This is a genomic window from Sphingobacterium sp. UBA865, from assembly GCF_002295765.1.
GTDB classification, from domain to species: Bacteria; Bacteroidota; Bacteroidia; order Sphingobacteriales; family Sphingobacteriaceae; genus Sphingobacterium; species Sphingobacterium multivorum.
In genome coordinates this window covers 325,807-343,625 of record NZ_DBGB01000042.1, presented here as the reverse complement: position 1 = coordinate 343,625, position 17,819 = coordinate 325,807, and the positions used below count along the sequence as shown (strand labels likewise).

Sequence of the window (17,819 nt, the reverse complement as noted above, 5' to 3'; positions counted from 1 at the left end):
GTATATCGCAAACTCGGCTCGAATCTTAATTATCTAATATCAATAAATAGCGAATATTGCCTCTCAGAAGAACAGCAAGCGATCTATCCTAATCTTTTTAATAGTAAGAGGAAGGCTCTAAAAAAAATGCTGGTAAACCTAATCCTTGGAACAAAGATGAATTAAAGAACCGACCTTGGATATTAAAAAAGTAACATAAATTTCAATAAACAATGTGAAAAATTAGTTAATTATCTTCTTAACAGCAATGAGTCCATTTAAATACGAATTACAAGAGCTAAGCGAAATTAATACACCTTTTTATACAAGAATTGGCCTACTTAGCGTTCGATTTTCAGAAATTGAAAGTCTAATTACTCATATTATTGAGAAACTTATAAATTCCGATGATGAATTGATTAATCATTTTCTAATCAAAGAAAATTCACTTCACGTCAATTTGGAGCTAATAAAAAAGCTTTCATCTTTTCGACATTATGAAGAGGAAAGAATTTCGGAAATTGTTTCAAAACTAAAACCGTTACAAAGATTAAGAAACAGTTTTATACATGGTGTTTGGCTTGATGTGACAATTGAAAACAATGAAACTTGTATTTATTGCTCAGATCATAGATGGCAATTAACTAAAAGCAGTTCAAATAGAATACAATACTCAAGATATGATAGTAAGCGTTATACGACTCGGGATTTGGATAAAGAACTTATAACAGCTAGTGAAATATTGCTTGAACTAAAAAGACTTTGGCAGGATATTGATGAGGTCAATTATTTTTAAATATTATCATCACGATTCCAAAAAAAATGTTAATCCCGAGTTTACCAAAAAGTTTAGCAAATATTTAATTTTTAAAAAAATCACTAATCTCAAAAAACGATTTTATGAGTAAAAAAATTACAATCATTTTCATGAAATACTTGCAATTTACTATTATTACCGTCCTTCTTTTATTATTTAAAACATCTGTTTACGGACAAAATACCCGTGTTGTTGAGAGCTTTTATAAAATCCCTTTAAATTCAAGTAAATATGATGTAACATCGTTCATGGAATCTGATTTAGTAGATTTCTCAGTAAAAAAAACTTATAAATCTGATGTCTTTTTAGATGGTATTAGAGAAGCTATTAAATATGAAGGTGTAAATTTTGATCAAATTACTTTAATTTTTTATAAAGGAACGCTTTATGATAAAAAGTTAGACATTTTTTATATTGATCCAAAATATAAACATATCGCTGAAAAAGAATACCGAAACATTGATAAACATATAAGATCTTTTTTTAACATACTTAAAAGTGTTGAATCTCAAAGCATTAATTTCGGTGAGCAAGATGGAAATGGTATAACATATTTTGTTAAAAAAGACGGCAATAAATTTACTCGGCAATCTGGTCTTATGTTTAAAAGGTTATTTGATAGTCAAGGTACTTATGGTTACAAGATTGAGTATAATGTGACAGATGTATCGAAAACAGAATATGATATTAACAAATTATCTAAACCGGGGCTAGACTGATTGAGTTTTAACCAACTTTTGCCCTGAATGCTCTCAAAAAACGATAGAAAAAAGTATGAAAGATTATTACCGATTGAGTAAGTCAAAAAAGGAGGAAATAGCTCAAAATTTAATAGACATTATTGATAAAGGAATCCCACCTACATATGACACTAGAATATTTATTGGAAACTGGATCTTAACTGATCGTTCTGAAAAATTCAAAGCTTATTATGATGTATGGGAAATTGTACTGAAAAATTTTCTTCCTAAAACAAAACCAATATTGATTAGAAGTATCTCACGGAAATCTAAAGCAGAATATATTGCTAGTTTCACAAATTCTGTTTACTCTGCTGTTAAGTTCGGACAGGATAAAGGATATTGGATTATTTGTGATACAAAAGAATGTTTACCGTCATCAAAATCAAACAAAGGTAAATATAGATATACTTTTTATCCTTTAAGCCAAGTATTAAAAAAAGCAAAAGAAAATGGAGGTTGGGGATTCTCTGATAGATTATTAAGGGATTATGCCGGAGAAGATGAATACATAATGAAGATAGACTTCTCTGTAATGCAGCTAGTGAAATTTATAGAACACAATTATTAACAATAAATCTCAGAAACGATAAAGTATGAAGCCAAATCTATATAAACTAGAAGATGCCCATGGTATGAGTATTTTACATGTTAAAATTTTGAAGTTCCATCAAACCAACCTTTTTAATTAACTATATTTACGGTTTATTGTTCTAAATACCAATTTGGGAATTAACAAATATTTTATATAAATTTAACTTATAGCACTTGCAGCTAAAACGTATATCAAACCAGTGAGTTATTCGGTGAGCAGGTGAATGAAAGGTTTGTAAATTACTGATAAATAGATTGATGCAGGTAGGGTTCGATTCCCCTACGGAATATCCATTGGAATTACGAGTATTAAGGTTTAAAATATACTAAGTTTTACATTAAATAAGGAAGCAAATAATAAAGAAATCTTCAGCTTAATGCCTCCAACAAATTCTTCAAATCTTGCTCAAAATCATGTGAAAAAAGTATGCTGACCGGCACTTAAGGAGACACTAGTCAATAGTTGTCTCCTTTTTTTATGAACAAAAATATTGTCACTCAGATCATAGGGGCAATTGAGCACAGTTCGATTTTTTGGGATCAAGCTGAAGGCATATGATAAATTTGAGAATAATAAAGCCTTATTTGTTTCCCGCTTTTCAAACATTGAATGAATATAAAATACGCGTTAAGAAACTAAAGATTATTTAGCGTAGAACTAAGGTCTTAATCCATTCAGGGCTGTATGTGGATGATTTTAAAGGAGTATACCTTGCTGGTACCAGGTTCGTAACTGATAGTTTTTGTCGGACTTTAGTTTGGCTAGTTTTCTTGGTAATAAAGTCCAAATGTAGTCGTTTTGACAGTCTGTTTGCTCCCTTTTATTGCCTATCTGTTGTTTTGTACCGAGGTCGTTTTGATGTTTATGGACCTAAATCTTATAAGAAGCTATTCTGTAACTTGCTCGTGGTCTTTATCTTGTATAGATAGGTTTTCCGGGAAACCAGTTAGCGCCATTACCGCCACAAGTAACTAGAAAATAGAGTAGGACAACAATATAAACGAGTATGGTAACGCGCCAAATCATGTGTAAGCCGCGAGAACCTCTATCGTTTTGTTTTCTTTGTTTGTCCCTTATCTTTCTGCTTTCTCGATTATTTTCCATTTTCTTTTAAATAATAATGTTTGCAGCTCGCTACCCTAATTTTACCGCCATTTGCGCCGGCATATTTGGATATTGTTACCGAATTTGTCCGATGCTGTAATAATTAGGCAGCTGAACCACAGAATATTTTGAATCAGATTTCTAAAAATATAAATTATGGTAGAGACATGCAATTTGTAAAAATAGGACTTGCGGTTAAGATCACCTTAACAAACAGTTGTATTGCGAATAATAGACTAAAAACCACGAATATTGAACGAACTGCAACAGATAATAAATAACCGCAAAATTAATTAATGGTGTTTTTATTTTTACTTCCATAAAATAAAGGCTTGCTTCAAAAGCATGTTATAGTTTAATAAAAAGATAGAAACAATGAAAAAATTAATGATGAGTTTGATGGCTGTTGCACTGCTATCTACAGCCGCTTCTGCAAAGACAACGGAAAAGGCACCGAAAGAAAATGTCAATGCTAAGACAACGACTTACCGTCTTCCTAACACGAATACACTCGTGAAAGTCACCGAAGAGGTCAAAGAAAGCGAAGGAAAATTGACACACTGTATTTTTGTGTTGAGTTTTTATGATTATGACACGGCGCAACTGGTCGGTACACATACTTCAGACACCTATACAAATGGTGGTTGTGGATCTTTCTTTAAAGCATGTAGGGCATTTTGGGGTGTTTAATGCAGTCGATCCCTGTTGGTTTCAACCGGCAGATAGGTTTCGGCGTTTTCGCGCTGTTACAAACGATTAATTTAAGCGGGGTGAAAACCCCGCTTTTTTTTCGCCCTAAATGGTTAGACTGTTAAGTCTTTTTGGTGTGCAGAAAATTCAGTCTTTAACCCGCTTTTTCGCTTATAATACGCTAGGAAGGGTATGCTTTGATGATTTGTGATCAACTACTGGTAGTCTTATCGCGTAAGTTATTACCTTGTTTTTCGTTTAACGAGGTTGAAGCGTTTTGATTTGAATTGTAAAAATATGCTATAACGGGATGGTACGTGTTGGACTGATGTAAAAAAACATTATCTTAGATTATTATATTTAATTTATCAGATAAAAAAGCGTAGCTAACCTTTTTTAATGATAACCGAATTTGGAACTGAAGAACTTCAATATGCACACTAGAAATTTTTTACTTCTTCTTAGCGCACTAATATGGCTAAGTTGCACAAAAGATCCCATCGAGCCAAACGTAGAGCCCCCAGAGGTGGCACCTTCAGATACCACCAAGAATGAGCCCACTGTTCCTCCTGATAAGTACGAAATTCGGAAAATACAATTTCAGATGAGCGAGCTTTTCTCTGATGATAATATTGATGAAAAGGTTTTCCTGGGCGGACTTTGGAGTCTCAAAGACACCCTTGAAGGCCCACGGCTAGAAAGCCTGGAAGCAAAAGCGAAAAAAGTAAAATTCCATTTCTTGTCTTACAATGACTTCTCCGTAGATATGGGATTCTTTGAGCCCAGCTATAAAAATGGTCTTGCTTATGCCAATAAGTTTGAAAAGTCGAAACAGGCAAGTAGTATGAACTTTACTTCGAGCAGTTTTGGAGATTACGCCGAAATACAGGGATTTCTCGGTATTTCGAAGGATGTAAAAAAGGCATTATCCCTTGTAAAACATGCCGACTCAACGACGATCAGTAAGCAAAACAGCACGCTTCGTATAGGCAAAGTCAATAAGCTTACAATTTATATTGACCACACAGAGTATTATGATGCTTATCCGGAATCGGAGGTAGCTGTATTGACCCAAGCAGGTTACTCTCCCTATGTGCTTGCTTCGGTGACTTATGGTACCCATATGATTCTGATGGGTGAAACTGATTCAACACGGGCAGGCCTCAATACGGCAATAGACAAAATACTGGAAAATAAAACACTGGATGATGTAGATACCAAAGTCCTCGATTGCAGCAATCTGCTGATCTACTATCGGGGCGGCGGCAAGAACAGTTTTATTCAGTATCCGAAAGGAGCCAAGGCTATTGGAATAGCACTCCGCGATATGCTCCTTTATGTGAGTCAGACGGAAAATATCTTTAATTATCCACTTACCTATGACTTTATGAGCCTGAAGGACTATAGCACGCTACGGTATTACAATATATTTGACATTCGGGTCAAAAAACAAAAGTAAACGAACGAAAAAAAGCATCGGCAAGATAAAAAAACGGCATCCAGATCTAGGTGCCGTTTTTACTTTTGCCAACAAGCTTCTGACTTGCGCATTGATTTCGCAAAGCTCTTCAATATGCAGGGTATTTCACCTATTCCTTTTCGCTAATATCCTTTAGCCGTTGCAAAGCATTTGGCCAAGCCTCATTAAAGTAATCGATGTATTCGTCGTTTGTATCAACATCTACATTCAATAATGTTTGTCCTTCGATGTCCGAAAAAGAATAATTTTCTAATGCTCCAGCCCAATCTTCGACAGCTGGTCCGGATAAAATTTCTTGGCCATTGTCTAGGATACCAAGATGCCGAATAGACACATATGAATTTGGAATGTATTCGGCGATTTCTGCTACTATTCCGCCTTTTTCACCATTTTCATCGACGCCTGTAAAATGAATTTTTTGCCCCTTGTCCCAGATGCCTTCGAAATCTGAACTTGGATTGAATGCACTGGTCCATTGTTTATAGGTTTCTTTGTCAAGCATTGTTTTAAAAACCCGCGGCACAGGCGCATGGATCTTAATTTGATAAGTTAATTTCTTCATCTTTCTATTGTTTTGGAAAATTGGGATCGGCTTTTATTTCAGCGATCTGTTTGGTATGACGTGCAGAATGCGCAGCAATAAACATCAGGGCTTGATAACCATCAATTGGACCAGTTGGGGAATCGCTGACGTGATTTCTGAGATCTTCCGCATCAGCTTTTTTGATGTAATCAAGCACGGGTTGGCGAGCGGCATTGAAATCAGTCAAAGCGGTGTTCACATTTTTATAAATTCCCTCTGGTTGGAGTTCCTTGGGTGCCTGATATTTGTGACTTCTGTCTGTGAGTGCATTTTTTAGATTGTCGTCGGTCATCTTGATCTCTTTTCTCCTTTCAGGTTGTGGATCTTGATCCAGGCCCTTTTTTGCCATGTCAAATATCATTCGTTCTGAACGAATAATATGCTCAAGGCATTGACTGATCGACCATTTGTCGGGCGCTGGCTTAAATTGGAGCTGCGCTTCGCTTAAACCCGCAACCTGCTTTTCAAGCTCCGCAGTTGTTTGGTTAAAATATTGCAATAGCGAGTCGGTTCCAACATAATCGTGTTTTAAAGCCTGTTTTTTTTCTATCAGCGTAATGTTTTGGTCCTTTTGCTCGAGCAATGACCCTGATTTGGCAGATGATGGAGCCAAGGTAGCAGTTGCTATGCTGGCAAGTGCTATCATGTTCATAATTAGATTCATAGTTTAATACGTTTTAAGATCGTAAAATAAATGTCACTATTTCTTTACAATTATAAGGAATTTTTGTTTGGTATATCTTCTCATAGGACGAGAAAAGCTGCGTTTGCGCCTTCCCAGATTAGACGACGATTCCTATTTGACGCAGTCGATTGCAACCTGATAAAATACGTATTCTGTAATAAGTGTTTTTTGTACATTTATTAAAATAAAACCTTATCTTTAACAGAATAACTAACCGACTATTTGAGTTAATCTATGTTAAATCATAATTATACGCGCTATTTTAAACGTTTACCAGTAAAACGTTATGCTTTGGTATGTATGCTATCTTTGTTGGGGACAATTGCCGCAGCACAGCAGACATCGGTATCGAGTCCGGACGGAACTTTGACCGTTAAATTGGATCTGAAAAACGGTCATCTATTTTATCAGGTTGAACTGGAAGGAAAGACAATGTTGGAAGCTTCACCGCTTGGGCTTCAAAGCAAGACGATAAATTTAAGCGATAATTTGCGTCCTATAGCAGAAAAAAGAGGTGAAATTTTGACCAATTATATCGAGCCAAAAATCAAACGCAGTCAGGTACAGTATAAAGCGAATGAATTGCGTTATGTGTTGGAGAATACTTCAAAGCAGCAGATCGAGGTTACTTTCCGTGTTAGCAACAACAATATAGCGTTCCGATATTATGTGCCTCAGGTGGGCGAGCCGGCCAACTTTGCATTGATAAAGGAGAATAGCGGCTTTAAATTTCCCCTCGTTACAACAACATTTTTAACAGCCCAAGCTTCCCCCATGATAGGCTGGATGAAAACAAAACCAAGTTACGAAGAGGAGTATCAGGCAGATCAGGCGCTAGGCGTACCTTCGAAGTATGGTGTTGGCTATACTTTTCCTGCGCTCTTTCATGTTGGAGATCGGGGATGGGTACTTGTTTCGGAAACGGGTGTATCAAGTGCATATTGCGCATCCAAGTTAAGCGAAGGCACGAAGGATGGCCTTTATAGCATTTCTTTTCCGGAGGAAGGGGAGAACAATGGCATTGGACGTGCAGCTCCCACAATTTCATTACCCGGTTATACACCTTGGCGCACACTGACTGTCGGAAGCAACCTAAAACCCATTGTGGAAACGACCATTCCGTTTGATGTTGTTGAACCGCAGTATCCGGCATCGAAGAAATACGAATTCGGACGGGCGACATGGAGCTGGTTGGAATGGCAGGACGGGAGTATTAATTTTGAAGACCAGAAGAAGTTCATTGATCTTTCGGCTTCAATGGGGTATGAATTTGTATTGATCGACAATTGGTGGGATACAAAGATCGGCCATGAGAAAATTGAACAATTGGTGGCTTATGGGAAGGAGCGGGGCGTAGGTATTTGTCTGTGGTACAATTCGAACGGATTCTGGAACGACGCACCTCAGACGCCAAAAAATAAAATGAATACTTCGATTGCACGTAAAGCCGAGATGCAATGGATGCAGCATGTGGGCATTAAAGGAATCAAAGTCGACTTTTTTGGAGGCGATAAACAAGAAACACTGAAGCTTTACGAAGATATTCTTTCGGATGCAAATGATTATGGATTAACCGTTATATTTCATGGATGTACTTTACCGCGTGGTTGGGAGCGCATGTATCCGAATTTCGTGGGCAGTGAAGCCGTATTAGCCTCTGAAAATTTGATTTTCACACAACATGCAAATGATACGGAGGCTTTTAATGCGACTTTACATCCCTTTATTCGGAATGCCGTGGCGGCAATGGATTTTGGCCCGGTTTTGCTGAACAAACGTCATAACCGCGAGAATAGCGGCGGTACTATCCGCAAAACGACAGAAACATTTCAATTGGCAACGGCGATTTTATTTCAGACTCCGGTACAAAATTTTGGATTGACACCCAATAATTTACAGGAAATGCCAACCCATGTGATTAATTTTATGAAGCAGGTACCAACTACCTGGGATGAGACTGTTTTTATTGATGGTTATCCAGGTAAATATGTCATACTTGCCCGGAGAAAGAATGATACATGGTATATAGCGGGGATAAATGCCGAGGGCAAAGAAAAAACTGTATCGGTGAATTTGCCCATGTTGAGTACAGATGCGGTACAGCTAATCGACGATAACATTGCCCGGGAGTCAAAACAGAAGCAGATTCGACTTTCTAAAACAAAGTCCATCAAATTGACGTTGCAACCTGAAGGCGCCGTTGTTTTAATCGGAAAATAAATTAAGCGCTCTTCTGACGAACTGAATCACTTTTGATGAACTGAATTATCTAGGCTAAGTGAATCACGCCTGACTAATGGAAGTTATCTCCCAGATCCATTAGTCAGGACGAAGAGTTCTTATTTCTAGGATCTTGTGACTTGTAAATCCTGCCCCGGCCTTAATTTTCAGTTCTATTTTGGTTTTACCTGCACTCTCCATGGGAAGCTGTATATGTATTGTTTTCATGGTGGATCTCTCATCCTTGTCTTCCAATATACTGATGGTTTTACCATCGATCATTACCTCAGTTACCCTGGATGAGTTGTCTGCCAGCAATTTGATCGCGACCAGTTGGGTCTCTGGCGTTATTTTCATCACATAACTGAACCAGCCTTTTGTATCGCGCCAGCGTGTATCACCGAATGCCCCAGCATTGCTATTTTGCTCGCGAAAAAAGTGATCTGATTCTGGTTGTTGCTCCCCAGCGACTACTTTATCGACCGTTTTGGCCGCTAGCGCTAAGCTTTCCACTTCATCGCGGCGCATTTTGTCCTGTAATGCCAGTAATTCTTTCTGCGTTGCTTGAGGCCAATAGATCATATAACGGGAATCATGAATACCGAAAAAGGGTTCTAGTTCCATTTGAATATCTTTTTTTCCCAAATAGAGATTTGAGAGTGTAAAGTGTAAGGGCTTTGACGCTATTGGTTTTACAAGTGCCGGAATATTGTTCGGTTCTGCTTGAAGAATCGGGAGATCACGTAAAGGGATTTGTTTTCCAGAAGCAATGTGCCCCATTCGGCTGTCGTCGGCTCGAAGTCCCAAAAGATCTTCCTGTCCAGTTCGGGCTCCCAAAACAAGAGGTCCATATAAAATACTATAATAATTGCTTTTATCAGGCAACTGCTCAGTATGTATCCCCATGGGTAATTGAAGGCTGACGATATCGCCCTTTCGCCATGTACGTTTGATCTGGATATGCTCATTTGTGGAACTGAAATTGCGGTAAGGCTTTCCATTGATCAACACATGGGGAGCTGTGTTGAGCCAGCTGGGTTTACGAATAAACAAGCTGAATGACGTCGGTTTTTTAGGGTTCATTCGTATGCTTGTTTTGGCTTCTGTCGGGAAGTTCGTTTCTTGAATAACTTCCATATTTTTCTCCTTCCAGTCCAGGCGTGAAGGAATAAATAGATTGACAAATAGGTCATTGTTGCGGTATGCGTAGATCATTTCACCATATTTGGCGTGATTTTCCATCCCTGATCCGACGCAGCACCACATACTTGTCTGCGCTTGAGAATAAACACGATAATGCCCCGGACGAATTTGCGTGAAATAGACTAATCCACCATGTTCGGGGTGTTGTGTCGATAAGATATGGTTGTAAAGAGCACGTTCATAAAAATCGAGGTATTTCCCTTGCGGATCGGTCTGATAGAGCATTTTTGTGAGCCGTAACATATTGTAGGTATTGCAAGTTTCTGGTCCCTCAATGCTATAGAGCATTTTTGAAAAATCTTCCGTTGGGTTAAAATGTTCACTTACACTATTTCCTCCAATAGCAATCGAGCGCTGCTCAACGACATTGTCCCAAAAGTAGCGAACAGCCTCCGCCCATTTTTCGTTGTGAGAAAGGTCAGCGATGCGTTTAAAACCGAGAACTTTTGGAATTTGTGTATTTGCATGCAATCCTGTTAAATGATCTTCAAGCGCTAATAAAGGCTGAAGTATGGATTGATGACTGAATTTACGAGCCAACTCGAGATAAGTCTGATCTTGGGTAATTGCAGCAACATCAGCAAAAGTTTCGTTCAGTCCGCCATGTTCACTTCGTAACATTTCCTGTATTTGAGCATCTGAAAGTTGAGCGACCAACTTAAGCGCCCAATCAGTCATTTGAATCAGCATGTCTTTTGCAGATTCATTGCCTGTCAACAAGTAGGCGTCTCGCAGGCCAGCATAGGTTTTGTGTATATTATATAGCGGCACCCATTTTCCATTCAGGTTAAAGCTACCGGCGTTGATTCTACCTTGCTGAATCTCTGTCCAAATAATTTTACCCCCAGGTACTCCGCCTATGTAGCCGTTTCCATTTGCTTCCTGACAACGTCTCAAGTTGCTGAGCATATAATCTAGTTTTTCCTTAATACGAAGGTCTCCTGTAGCGGCATACATATGTGCGAGAGCAGATAGATAATGCCCTCCGATATGGCCATCTAATCCTGTATTTTCCCAATTGGTATAGGAGTCTTTTTTTAGCGGTAAATTGGCTTCGCGTAAAAAGGGAGCCAGCAATCTGTCCGGGTCTATTTCCAATAAATAATTGATGTCAAGATTTTCAGCATGTTTAAAAATCCCAGGTAACAACCTCACTTCTCTTAAATCGAAATAATTCAATTGAGAAGTTGTTTGGGCAGATAGCGCCAGACTAAATAAGCTTAAGAGAGCACTGTGCAAAAATTTGTTTTTGAAGATCATATGGACTGAAATTATCATTTGTTATTAACAAGATCTGATGAGCTTGTCTGGTTAGCCGTTATGTATAAAAAGACCGGTAAATCAAAGATATTAAATGTGTTATTTATTTTAAGTGTTTTTTTTACATTTATATTTATGCGCGAAAATAATGCGTGTATTTTTTTGTATATTATTGATAGTGAGTTTGTTTTTTTATTAAAAAGAGCTGATCCGTTTATTTTTAACTATACTTGTATATGAAGTAAGTTAATAGTATTGTTATTTTTTGTGCTTCCAGTTTAGGGAATTCGGCCGTGTATGAAGAGCAAGCCTCCTATGTGGGAAAGGTTTTGGCTGAATACGGTATTCGTTTGGTTTATGGTGGTGGAAGGGTTGGCCTAATGGGAGCTGTTGCGAATGGAGCTCTTGCACAGGGAGGTGAGGTAATAGGTGTCATTCCTGATTTTTTAAATTCGAAAGAAAGAGAGCATAGGGGGGTAACAAAACTGATTACTGTAGATACCATGCACGATCGTAAACGGATTATGAGTGATTATGCCGAAGGAGTTATTGCGCTGCCGGGTGGTTTTGGTACCTTGGAAGAACTTTTTGAAATGATTACATGGGCTCAATTGGGTTTACATAAAAAGCCAGTTGGTTTGTTAAACATCAATGGATTTTACAATCATCTCATTCAATTTATTGATCACATGGTCGAAGAGGGCCTTCTTAAGCAGGAAAATCGAGCGATGTTATTGGTGGCTGATACGATTGAGGAGCTGATCGAGAAGATGCAACAGTATGAAGCGCCACTGGTTCCCAAATGGATTGAGAAGGATGAGATTTAGCGATATAATAAAATCGTTCAGAATTGACTAAGTCGAAATTAGTTCGAAGGATTATACCTCATATAATCCGAAACAGCTGTCGGAAGCATTCCGACTAGAAGCTTCATTGTTAAATATACCACATCGTATTCAAGTGGTGAACAGTAAGAATTTTAGTGATCAAGTGGTACTCAACCTCACCGAAAGTGCTATCTCTGCGGATAGCTATTTCGGTGGCGGGTATATCATCGCGTAGTGTTCTCTCATTTTTTTTTATTATTTAAGAAATGAACAACATTTTTAAAGAAATGAACAACAATGAATTGAACTAGAGGCGATACCTTTGTTATGGCTAGATGTTAGAGTCGGTTGATCAGCATAAAAACAGCGCTGATCTTCGATTCGGGGGAATCCCTTATATTTTAACCGGCTTTGGGATTCCCCTAATTTATGCGTGGACAGGAGATATTCTTCTCCCTACACAAAAGGCCCGATCGTATGATCGGGCCTCTTTTATTTCGTGATTAATATAATTTACAATTGATTTGCTCGGGCAGTGATTTCGGCAATATCCAGCACTTCTATCTCTGATTCTTTTTCTTTTATCTTTACGCCATCTTTTAGCATGGTCATACAGAAAGGACATGCTGCTGCTACAACTTGAGGCTGTGCATCGATGACTTCTTCGATACGTTCGATGTTAATGTCTTTTACTCCAGGCTCTGGTTCTTTGAACATTTGTCCGCCCCCTGCACCGCAGCAAAGTCCATTGCTCTTACAACGTTTCAGTTCGATCAACTGGGCATCCAAGCTTTCCAATACTTTTCTCGGCGCCTCATACACCTCATTGGCACGACCAAGATAACAGGGATCATGATAGGTTATCTTCTTTTCTTTAAATACGTTGCTGAAATTGGTCGCCTTAAGGAGAATGCTACAGCTGTTAAGGAAAAGCGCCGGGTCTATTTTACTTGGGCCTAAGGTCGTATTTTTTCAACAACAGGAACCCATAGCATGATGCATACATGTTTGGAAATGGCGGGTGTACAGAATGTTTGTCCATTTGAACTGGATCAACCCAATATTAATGCCGAAACTTTGATTGGATGGAATCCCGATATGATTGTGATGTGGAATGATAGCACTGATCTGTTCTATCAGCGCAATGAATTTAAAAACGATCCGTGCCGTGAAGGAAAAGCAGATTTTTAATCTTCTGCCTATGTTTATCTATAATCCACATACGTTGAAGGCTTTGTGTACTGCAACAGCAATTCATCATTGGGCATATTCAAGTACTGCGTTTAATCATAAACAACGTGTTATAGAAGTGATTTCTCGACTTTATGGCAAGGAAAAAGCTGATAAAATTATAACGCTATTGTAGTGATCGATCGAATTACTTCTATTGGGATAAAGAAAGTATGGTCTATCATTTTTTTTATTATTTAAGAAATGAACAACATTTTTAAAGAAATGAACAACAATGAATTGAACTAGAGGCGATACCTTTGTTATGGCTAGATGTTAGAGTCGGTTGATCAGCATAAAAACAGCGCTGATCTTCGATTCGGGGGAATCCCTTATATTTTAACCGGCTTTGGGATTCCCCTAATTTAAGCGTGGACAGGAGATATTCTTCTCCCTACACAAAAGGCCCGATCGTATGATCGGGCCTCTTTTATTTCGTAATTAATGTAATTTACAATTGATTTGCTCGGGCAGTTATTTCCGCAATGTCCAACACCTCAATCTCTGATTCTTTTTCTTTTATTTTTACGCCATCTTTTAACATCGTCATACAGAAAGGACATGCTGCAGCGACAACTTGAGGCTGTGCATCGATGACTTCTTCGATACGTTCGATGTTAATGTCTTTTGCTCCGGGCTCTGGTTCTTTAAACATTTGTCCGCCCCCAGCACCGCAGCAAAGTCCATTGCTCTTACAACGTTTCAGTTCGATCAACTGGGCATCCAAGCTTTCCAATACTTTTCTCGGTGCCTCATAGACCTCATTCGCACGACCAAGATAACAGGGATCATGATAGGTTATCTTCTTTCCTTTGAATACGTTGTTATCTGCTGGTTTTAATTTTCCTTCATTGATCAGGTTTTGGATCAATTGTGTATGATGAATGACCTCATAGTTACCACCTAGGGATGGATACTCATTTTTCAAGGTATTGAAACAGTGTGGGCAAGCCGTTACTATTTTTTTGATTTCATAGCCATTGAGTACTTCGATGTTCATCATGGCCTGCATTTGAAATAGAAATTCGTTTCCACTTCTTTTGGCAGGATCGCCCGTACAACTTTCTTCTGTACCTAAGATGGCATATTTTAAACCGACATGTTGTAATATTCTGCAGATATCGCGCGTAATTTTCTGTGCACGTTCGTCAAAACTCCCTGCACAACCTACCCAAAATAGTATATCAGGAGTTTCTCCTTTGGCCAACAGTTCTGCAACTGTGGGAACTTTTAATTCATTTTCCATCATAAAACTATTGTTGTTGAGTCCAATTGGCGCGGTCCAATTGCGCATATTTCCAAGGGGCACCATTATTCTCAATATTTCCAAACATATTGTTAATACTCGCAGGAGCTTGTGATTCTTCCATAACAGCAAAGCGGCGTAGCTCAATAATAATATCCAAAGGATTAATATTGACCGGGCATTGTTCTACACATGCATTACAGCTTGTACAGGCCCATAACTCTTCTCGACTGATGTAAGTGTCAATGAGAGATTTTCCGTCATCCTGAAAGCTTCCATTTGTTTTGATATTCGTACCGACTTCAGTGAGTCGATCCCTTGTATCCATCATGATTTTTCGTGGGGACAGCAGCTTTCCCGTTATATTTGCGGGGCAGGAAGATGTACAACGTCCACATTCAGTACAGGTATATGCATCCAATAAGCTCTTCCAGGTTAAATCCTGGACATCTTTGGCTCCAAAGCGTGCATTTGCATCTGCTGGAGGCGGGGTGAAACTCGGATCAAGCATTGCCTTAACCTCATTGGTCACAGCTGGCATATTGGATAGTTTGCCTTTTGCGTTCAGATTAGAAAAATAGGTGTTCGGAAAAGCCAAAATAATATGAAGGTGCTTGGAATAGGGGAGGTAGTTTAAGAAGGCAAGTACACCTAGGATATGAAACCACCAACAAGACCGCTCTATTAAAAATAAGGCCTCCGTCGAAGTAGGAAGGTATGGAAGAAGATAATGGCTTACTGGAAAGGAACCTGCCGATTTAAAATGTGCAAAGCCATAGAGTTGCAATTTAAGATCAGAAGCGTTCATCAGTAGGAAAGCCGACATTAAAAGAATCTCTGTGATTAAAATAATATTTGCATCCGTCTTGGGCCAATGTTTCAATTCCGCGCTATTTAAGCGAGCTACTTTAGCAATATTTCTCCGAAATAAAAAGATGAGACAGGATACCAGTACACCCAGCGCGAGCCATTCAAATGCCCCAATCAGGAAATTATAAAGACCCCCTAGAAATGAAAAGATACGATGTGTACCAAAAAGCCCGTCTATGACAATCTCCAACATCTCAATATTGATGATGACAAATCCAAGGTATACAAATAAATGTAGGACTGCGGGGAAAATACGCTTAAACATTTTCTTTTGACCAAAGGCGACGAGGAACATCATTTTCCAACGCTCCGCGGATCTGTCCGAACGATCTGCCGGTCTGCCTAGCTTGATATTACGATAAATCTGTTGTGCATTTTTGCTAAAAAGAAACAATGCTACAGCGAAACAAACCGCAAATATTAGTTGACCTATCATATGCTTGTATCTTGGTTATAAACAAATATACTATATTATTTTGTTATGCTAACATAGTAAAAATAAATCAAAAATGAGGACCTAACACGATAAATTATTGGAATTTTTTAATGGTGAATTTAGGCTGTAATGAAAAACGTCCAGAAGGAATTATTTCTTCTTGGACGTTTTCTCTAGTTGTATCTGAGTAGACTACAGCTCAACATCAGAAAATGTCTGTTCTAATATTTTACGCATCGTTTTCTGAATTCGTTCTTTTCCTGCTTCGGTATTTACATCAATACCGCAAAATGTACTACCTGTAGATTTTGCCTGAAGGCTCAAATAATAAATTGAACTGACTAAAATCGCTAATGTCGCTCTAAGGTCGTTTTCGGAGTTTTCGAATTTTGAATCGACATGTTTAAATAGTTCCTCGCCAAACACTTCCCGTCTGTCGGCGATATTTTTAAGCGCTTTGGTTTTTTCGCCTAGGCCCCAGTGAATGACTTTTTGCTTCGTTTTATCCTTCAAAAAGGTGTCGAATTGAGATTTAAGCAATTCTTCTATCAAGGAAACGCTGATGGTGCTTGGGTTTGTGACCATTTGCTCTAAGACTCCTTTGTCTCCGATTTGCCAAAAATCTTTTTGTGTCAGGTAAGCTTCCACCAGTTGATCGAGACCGCCAAAATAGTTCCATATTAATGCTTTGTTCAGTCCACATTCCAAAGCAATATTAGGCCCATTCAATGCATGGTATCCTTTCTTTTGAATGACCTTTCCGACAGCAGCGATCATTCGCGCCTTGGTGCGTTCTTTGTCGCGAATAGGACCGGAAGTTACCTTTCTTTCTTTTTTAGGATTATCCTCAATTACTTTCTTTTTCATGCGAATAAAATCATTTTAACGACGAAGCTTTCCTGGGTACCTCATATTCGTCAGTTAATGAACAAATTTGGGACCATGAAGTTTTCATTAGGGTAGATATGTTTGTTTTCCGAACCAATATCTACAATTTAGCTGGTAAATGCAAGAAAATCAAGCAGCAGATTTTTATTTACACTATAATTTGACTGATTCGATAAGCTTTTGAGTTTACCTTATTCTTTTCGCTGTAGAACTGGAGCGTATTTGGTGCTGTCGGCGTTTTACGCTGATTGAAATTCACTTGCCATTGGGAAAATAGATAGGCAATAAAAAAGGGATTATCGATATCGATAATCCCTTTTTTATTGCCTTGTATACTAGCTTATTTTCTTGCTGGAGCAGCAGTAGGAGCAGCTGTAGCTGAAATACCTAATTTTGTTTTTACAGCAGCAGTTAAATCCTCTCCGCCTTGGAAATAAGGAATGTTTGTGCTTGAAATATCAAATACATAAGCCATACCTTTTTCTTTAGAAACAGCATTTACAGCTTCACCAACTTTTCTGTGTATAGGTGCAATTAATTCTTCTTCTTTTTTGTTCAAGTCTTCTTGAGCAGCTTGTTGTGCTGTTTGAATACGCGCTTGGATATCTTGTAATTCTTGACCTATTTTGTTGATTTCTGGATCAACCGTATCTTTATTTGCTTCACTTCTGTTACGCAATTTATCGTTTGCATCTTTTTGTTTTGTTTGATAGATGGTAACCATATCTTGAATTTCTTTGGTTTTACCATCACTCAATGTCTTCAACTGCCCTTCAGCTGTTTTAAATTCAGATGTTGACTGAATAATTTCAGCAAAATTGATATGACCAATCTTTTGTTGCGCATTTGCGAATTGAGTTGAGAAAAATACTGCCACTAAAGCAACCGCACCCTTTAATAAATTTTTCATGCTTTTCATTTTAATCTAATGAGCCATCTTTATGGCAATCTTTTAGTTTTCTAATT

General features: G+C 38.2%; 16 protein-coding genes and 1 pseudogene. 9 read left to right on the top strand and 8 right to left on the bottom strand.

Features of this window, described 5'->3' with window-relative positions; translation table 11 throughout:
* The first annotated feature begins 247 nt into the window (after nucleotides 1-247).
* The 5 genes from B2O97_RS24515 (at nucleotide 248) to B2O97_RS24495 (ending at nucleotide 5,384) form a co-directional block, all read left to right on the top strand.
* On the top strand, nucleotides 248-775 hold the full coding sequence (locus tag B2O97_RS24515; protein WP_286768315.1) for a hypothetical protein: 528 nt from the start codon (nucleotides 248-250) through the stop codon (nucleotides 773-775).
* A 104-nt stretch (nucleotides 776-879) separates the two neighbouring features.
* The gene (locus B2O97_RS24510; protein ID WP_286768314.1) at nucleotides 880-1,515 is read left to right on the top strand and encodes a hypothetical protein; all 636 of its coding nucleotides are present in this window, start codon (nucleotides 880-882) and stop codon (nucleotides 1,513-1,515) included.
* Between the two features lie 55 nt (nucleotides 1,516-1,570).
* Nucleotides 1,571-2,107: a hypothetical protein gene (locus tag B2O97_RS24505; RefSeq protein ID WP_286768313.1), complete on the top strand. Its 537-nt coding sequence runs from the start codon at nucleotides 1,571-1,573 to the stop codon at nucleotides 2,105-2,107.
* Nucleotides 2,108-3,610: 1,503 nt separating this feature from the next.
* Nucleotides 3,611-3,925: a hypothetical protein gene (locus B2O97_RS24500; RefSeq protein WP_146753017.1), complete on the top strand. Its 315-nt coding sequence runs from the start codon at nucleotides 3,611-3,613 to the stop codon at nucleotides 3,923-3,925.
* A 433-nt stretch (nucleotides 3,926-4,358) separates the two neighbouring features.
* Complete coding sequence (locus B2O97_RS24495; RefSeq protein ID WP_286768312.1) at nucleotides 4,359-5,384, top strand: hypothetical protein; 1,026 nt, start codon at nucleotides 4,359-4,361, stop codon at nucleotides 5,382-5,384.
* Nucleotides 5,385-5,514: 130 nt separating this feature from the next.
* On the opposite strand, the gene B2O97_RS24490 is transcribed toward B2O97_RS24495, so the two are convergent.
* Both B2O97_RS24490 and B2O97_RS24485 read right to left on the bottom strand, forming a co-directional pair.
* Entirely contained in the window at nucleotides 5,515-5,967 is a 453-nt protein-coding gene (locus tag B2O97_RS24490; protein ID WP_115047829.1) for an SRPBCC family protein, read from the bottom strand.
* Between the two features lie 4 nt (nucleotides 5,968-5,971).
* Nucleotides 5,972-6,640 carry a DinB family protein gene (locus B2O97_RS24485; protein ID WP_070570487.1) on the bottom strand — a complete coding sequence of 223 codons (669 nt, stop codon included), beginning with the start codon at nucleotides 6,638-6,640 and terminating at the stop codon, nucleotides 5,972-5,974.
* Nucleotides 6,641-6,907: 267 nt separating this feature from the next.
* Between B2O97_RS24485 and B2O97_RS24480 the strand changes: the two genes are divergently transcribed.
* Entirely contained in the window at nucleotides 6,908-8,893 is a 1,986-nt protein-coding gene (locus tag B2O97_RS24480) for a glycoside hydrolase family 97 protein (RefSeq protein WP_083296137.1), read from the top strand.
* A 99-nt stretch (nucleotides 8,894-8,992) separates the two neighbouring features.
* Here B2O97_RS24480 and B2O97_RS24475 read toward each other — a convergent pair whose 3' ends face one another.
* Nucleotides 8,993-11,356 (bottom strand): glycoside hydrolase family 127 protein, encoded by a 2,364-nt coding sequence (locus B2O97_RS24475; RefSeq protein ID WP_286768311.1) that lies wholly within the window; start codon nucleotides 11,354-11,356, stop codon nucleotides 8,993-8,995.
* 254 nt (nucleotides 11,357-11,610) lie between these two features.
* Between B2O97_RS24475 and B2O97_RS24470 the strand changes: the two genes are divergently transcribed.
* Nucleotides 11,611-12,183 (top strand): TIGR00730 family Rossman fold protein, encoded by a 573-nt coding sequence (locus tag B2O97_RS24470; protein WP_201640130.1) that lies wholly within the window; start codon nucleotides 11,611-11,613, stop codon nucleotides 12,181-12,183.
* Between the two features lie 106 nt (nucleotides 12,184-12,289).
* Entirely contained in the window at nucleotides 12,290-12,418 is a 129-nt protein-coding gene (locus B2O97_RS24465; protein WP_286727312.1) for a hypothetical protein, read from the top strand.
* Between the two features lie 278 nt (nucleotides 12,419-12,696).
* On the opposite strand, the pseudogene B2O97_RS24460 reads toward B2O97_RS24465, so the two are convergent.
* Nucleotides 12,697-13,062, bottom strand: a pseudogene (locus B2O97_RS24460) ((Fe-S)-binding protein); the annotation flags it as partial.
* A 114-nt stretch (nucleotides 13,063-13,176) separates the two neighbouring features.
* Here B2O97_RS24460 and B2O97_RS24455 point away from each other — a divergent pair.
* On the top strand, nucleotides 13,177-13,374 hold the full coding sequence (locus B2O97_RS24455) for an ABC transporter substrate-binding protein (RefSeq protein WP_070565935.1): 198 nt from the start codon (nucleotides 13,177-13,179) through the stop codon (nucleotides 13,372-13,374).
* 490 nt (nucleotides 13,375-13,864) lie between these two features.
* On the opposite strand, the gene B2O97_RS24450 is transcribed toward B2O97_RS24455, so the two are convergent.
* The 4 genes from B2O97_RS24450 to B2O97_RS24435 form a co-directional block, all read right to left on the bottom strand.
* The gene (locus B2O97_RS24450) at nucleotides 13,865-14,659 is read right to left on the bottom strand and encodes a (Fe-S)-binding protein (RefSeq protein WP_115049484.1); all 795 of its coding nucleotides are present in this window, start codon (nucleotides 14,657-14,659) and stop codon (nucleotides 13,865-13,867) included.
* 7 nt (nucleotides 14,660-14,666) lie between these two features.
* On the bottom strand, nucleotides 14,667-15,965 hold the full coding sequence (locus B2O97_RS24445) for a 4Fe-4S dicluster domain-containing protein (RefSeq protein WP_070569191.1): 1,299 nt from the start codon (nucleotides 15,963-15,965) through the stop codon (nucleotides 14,667-14,669).
* Nucleotides 15,966-16,157: 192 nt separating this feature from the next.
* The gene (locus B2O97_RS24440) at nucleotides 16,158-16,832 is read right to left on the bottom strand and encodes a TetR/AcrR family transcriptional regulator (RefSeq protein WP_286768310.1); all 675 of its coding nucleotides are present in this window, start codon (nucleotides 16,830-16,832) and stop codon (nucleotides 16,158-16,160) included.
* A 361-nt stretch (nucleotides 16,833-17,193) separates the two neighbouring features.
* Nucleotides 17,194-17,763, bottom strand: coding sequence for an OmpH family outer membrane protein (locus tag B2O97_RS24435; RefSeq protein WP_070569926.1), 570 nt, complete (start codon nucleotides 17,761-17,763; stop codon nucleotides 17,194-17,196).
* Nucleotides 17,764-17,819 lie beyond the last annotated feature (56 nt).

Bases quoted from the DNA above. Each gene is read 5' to 3' on its own strand.
- B2O97_RS24495 (WP_286768312.1), top strand. From the start codon at position 4,359: ATGCACACTAGAAATTTTTTACTTCTTCTTAGCGCACTAATATGGCTA.
- B2O97_RS24435 (WP_070569926.1), bottom strand. From the start codon at position 17,763: ATGAAAAATTTATTAAAGGGTGCGGTTGCTTTAGTGGCAGTATTTTTC.
- B2O97_RS24450 (WP_115049484.1), bottom strand. From the start codon at position 14,659: ATGGAAAATGAATTAAAAGTTCCCACAGTTGCAGAACTGTTGGCCAAA.
- B2O97_RS24510 (WP_286768314.1), top strand. From the start codon at position 880: ATGAGTAAAAAAATTACAATCATTTTCATGAAATACTTGCAATTTACT.
- B2O97_RS24455 (WP_070565935.1), top strand. From the start codon at position 13,177: ATGATGCATACATGTTTGGAAATGGCGGGTGTACAGAATGTTTGTCCA.
- B2O97_RS24475 (WP_286768311.1), bottom strand. From the start codon at position 11,356: ATGATCTTCAAAAACAAATTTTTGCACAGTGCTCTCTTAAGCTTATTT.
- B2O97_RS24500 (WP_146753017.1), top strand. From the start codon at position 3,611: ATGAAAAAATTAATGATGAGTTTGATGGCTGTTGCACTGCTATCTACA.
- B2O97_RS24490 (WP_115047829.1), bottom strand. From the start codon at position 5,967: ATGAAGAAATTAACTTATCAAATTAAGATCCATGCGCCTGTGCCGCGG.
- B2O97_RS24515 (WP_286768315.1), top strand. From the start codon at position 248: ATGAGTCCATTTAAATACGAATTACAAGAGCTAAGCGAAATTAATACA.
- B2O97_RS24505 (WP_286768313.1), top strand. From the start codon at position 1,571: ATGAAAGATTATTACCGATTGAGTAAGTCAAAAAAGGAGGAAATAGCT.
- B2O97_RS24440 (WP_286768310.1), bottom strand. From the start codon at position 16,832: ATGAAAAAGAAAGTAATTGAGGATAATCCTAAAAAAGAAAGAAAGGTA.
- B2O97_RS24480 (WP_083296137.1), top strand. From the start codon at position 6,908: ATGTTAAATCATAATTATACGCGCTATTTTAAACGTTTACCAGTAAAA.
- B2O97_RS24445 (WP_070569191.1), bottom strand. From the start codon at position 15,965: ATGATAGGTCAACTAATATTTGCGGTTTGTTTCGCTGTAGCATTGTTT.
- B2O97_RS24485 (WP_070570487.1), bottom strand. From the start codon at position 6,640: ATGAACATGATAGCACTTGCCAGCATAGCAACTGCTACCTTGGCTCCA.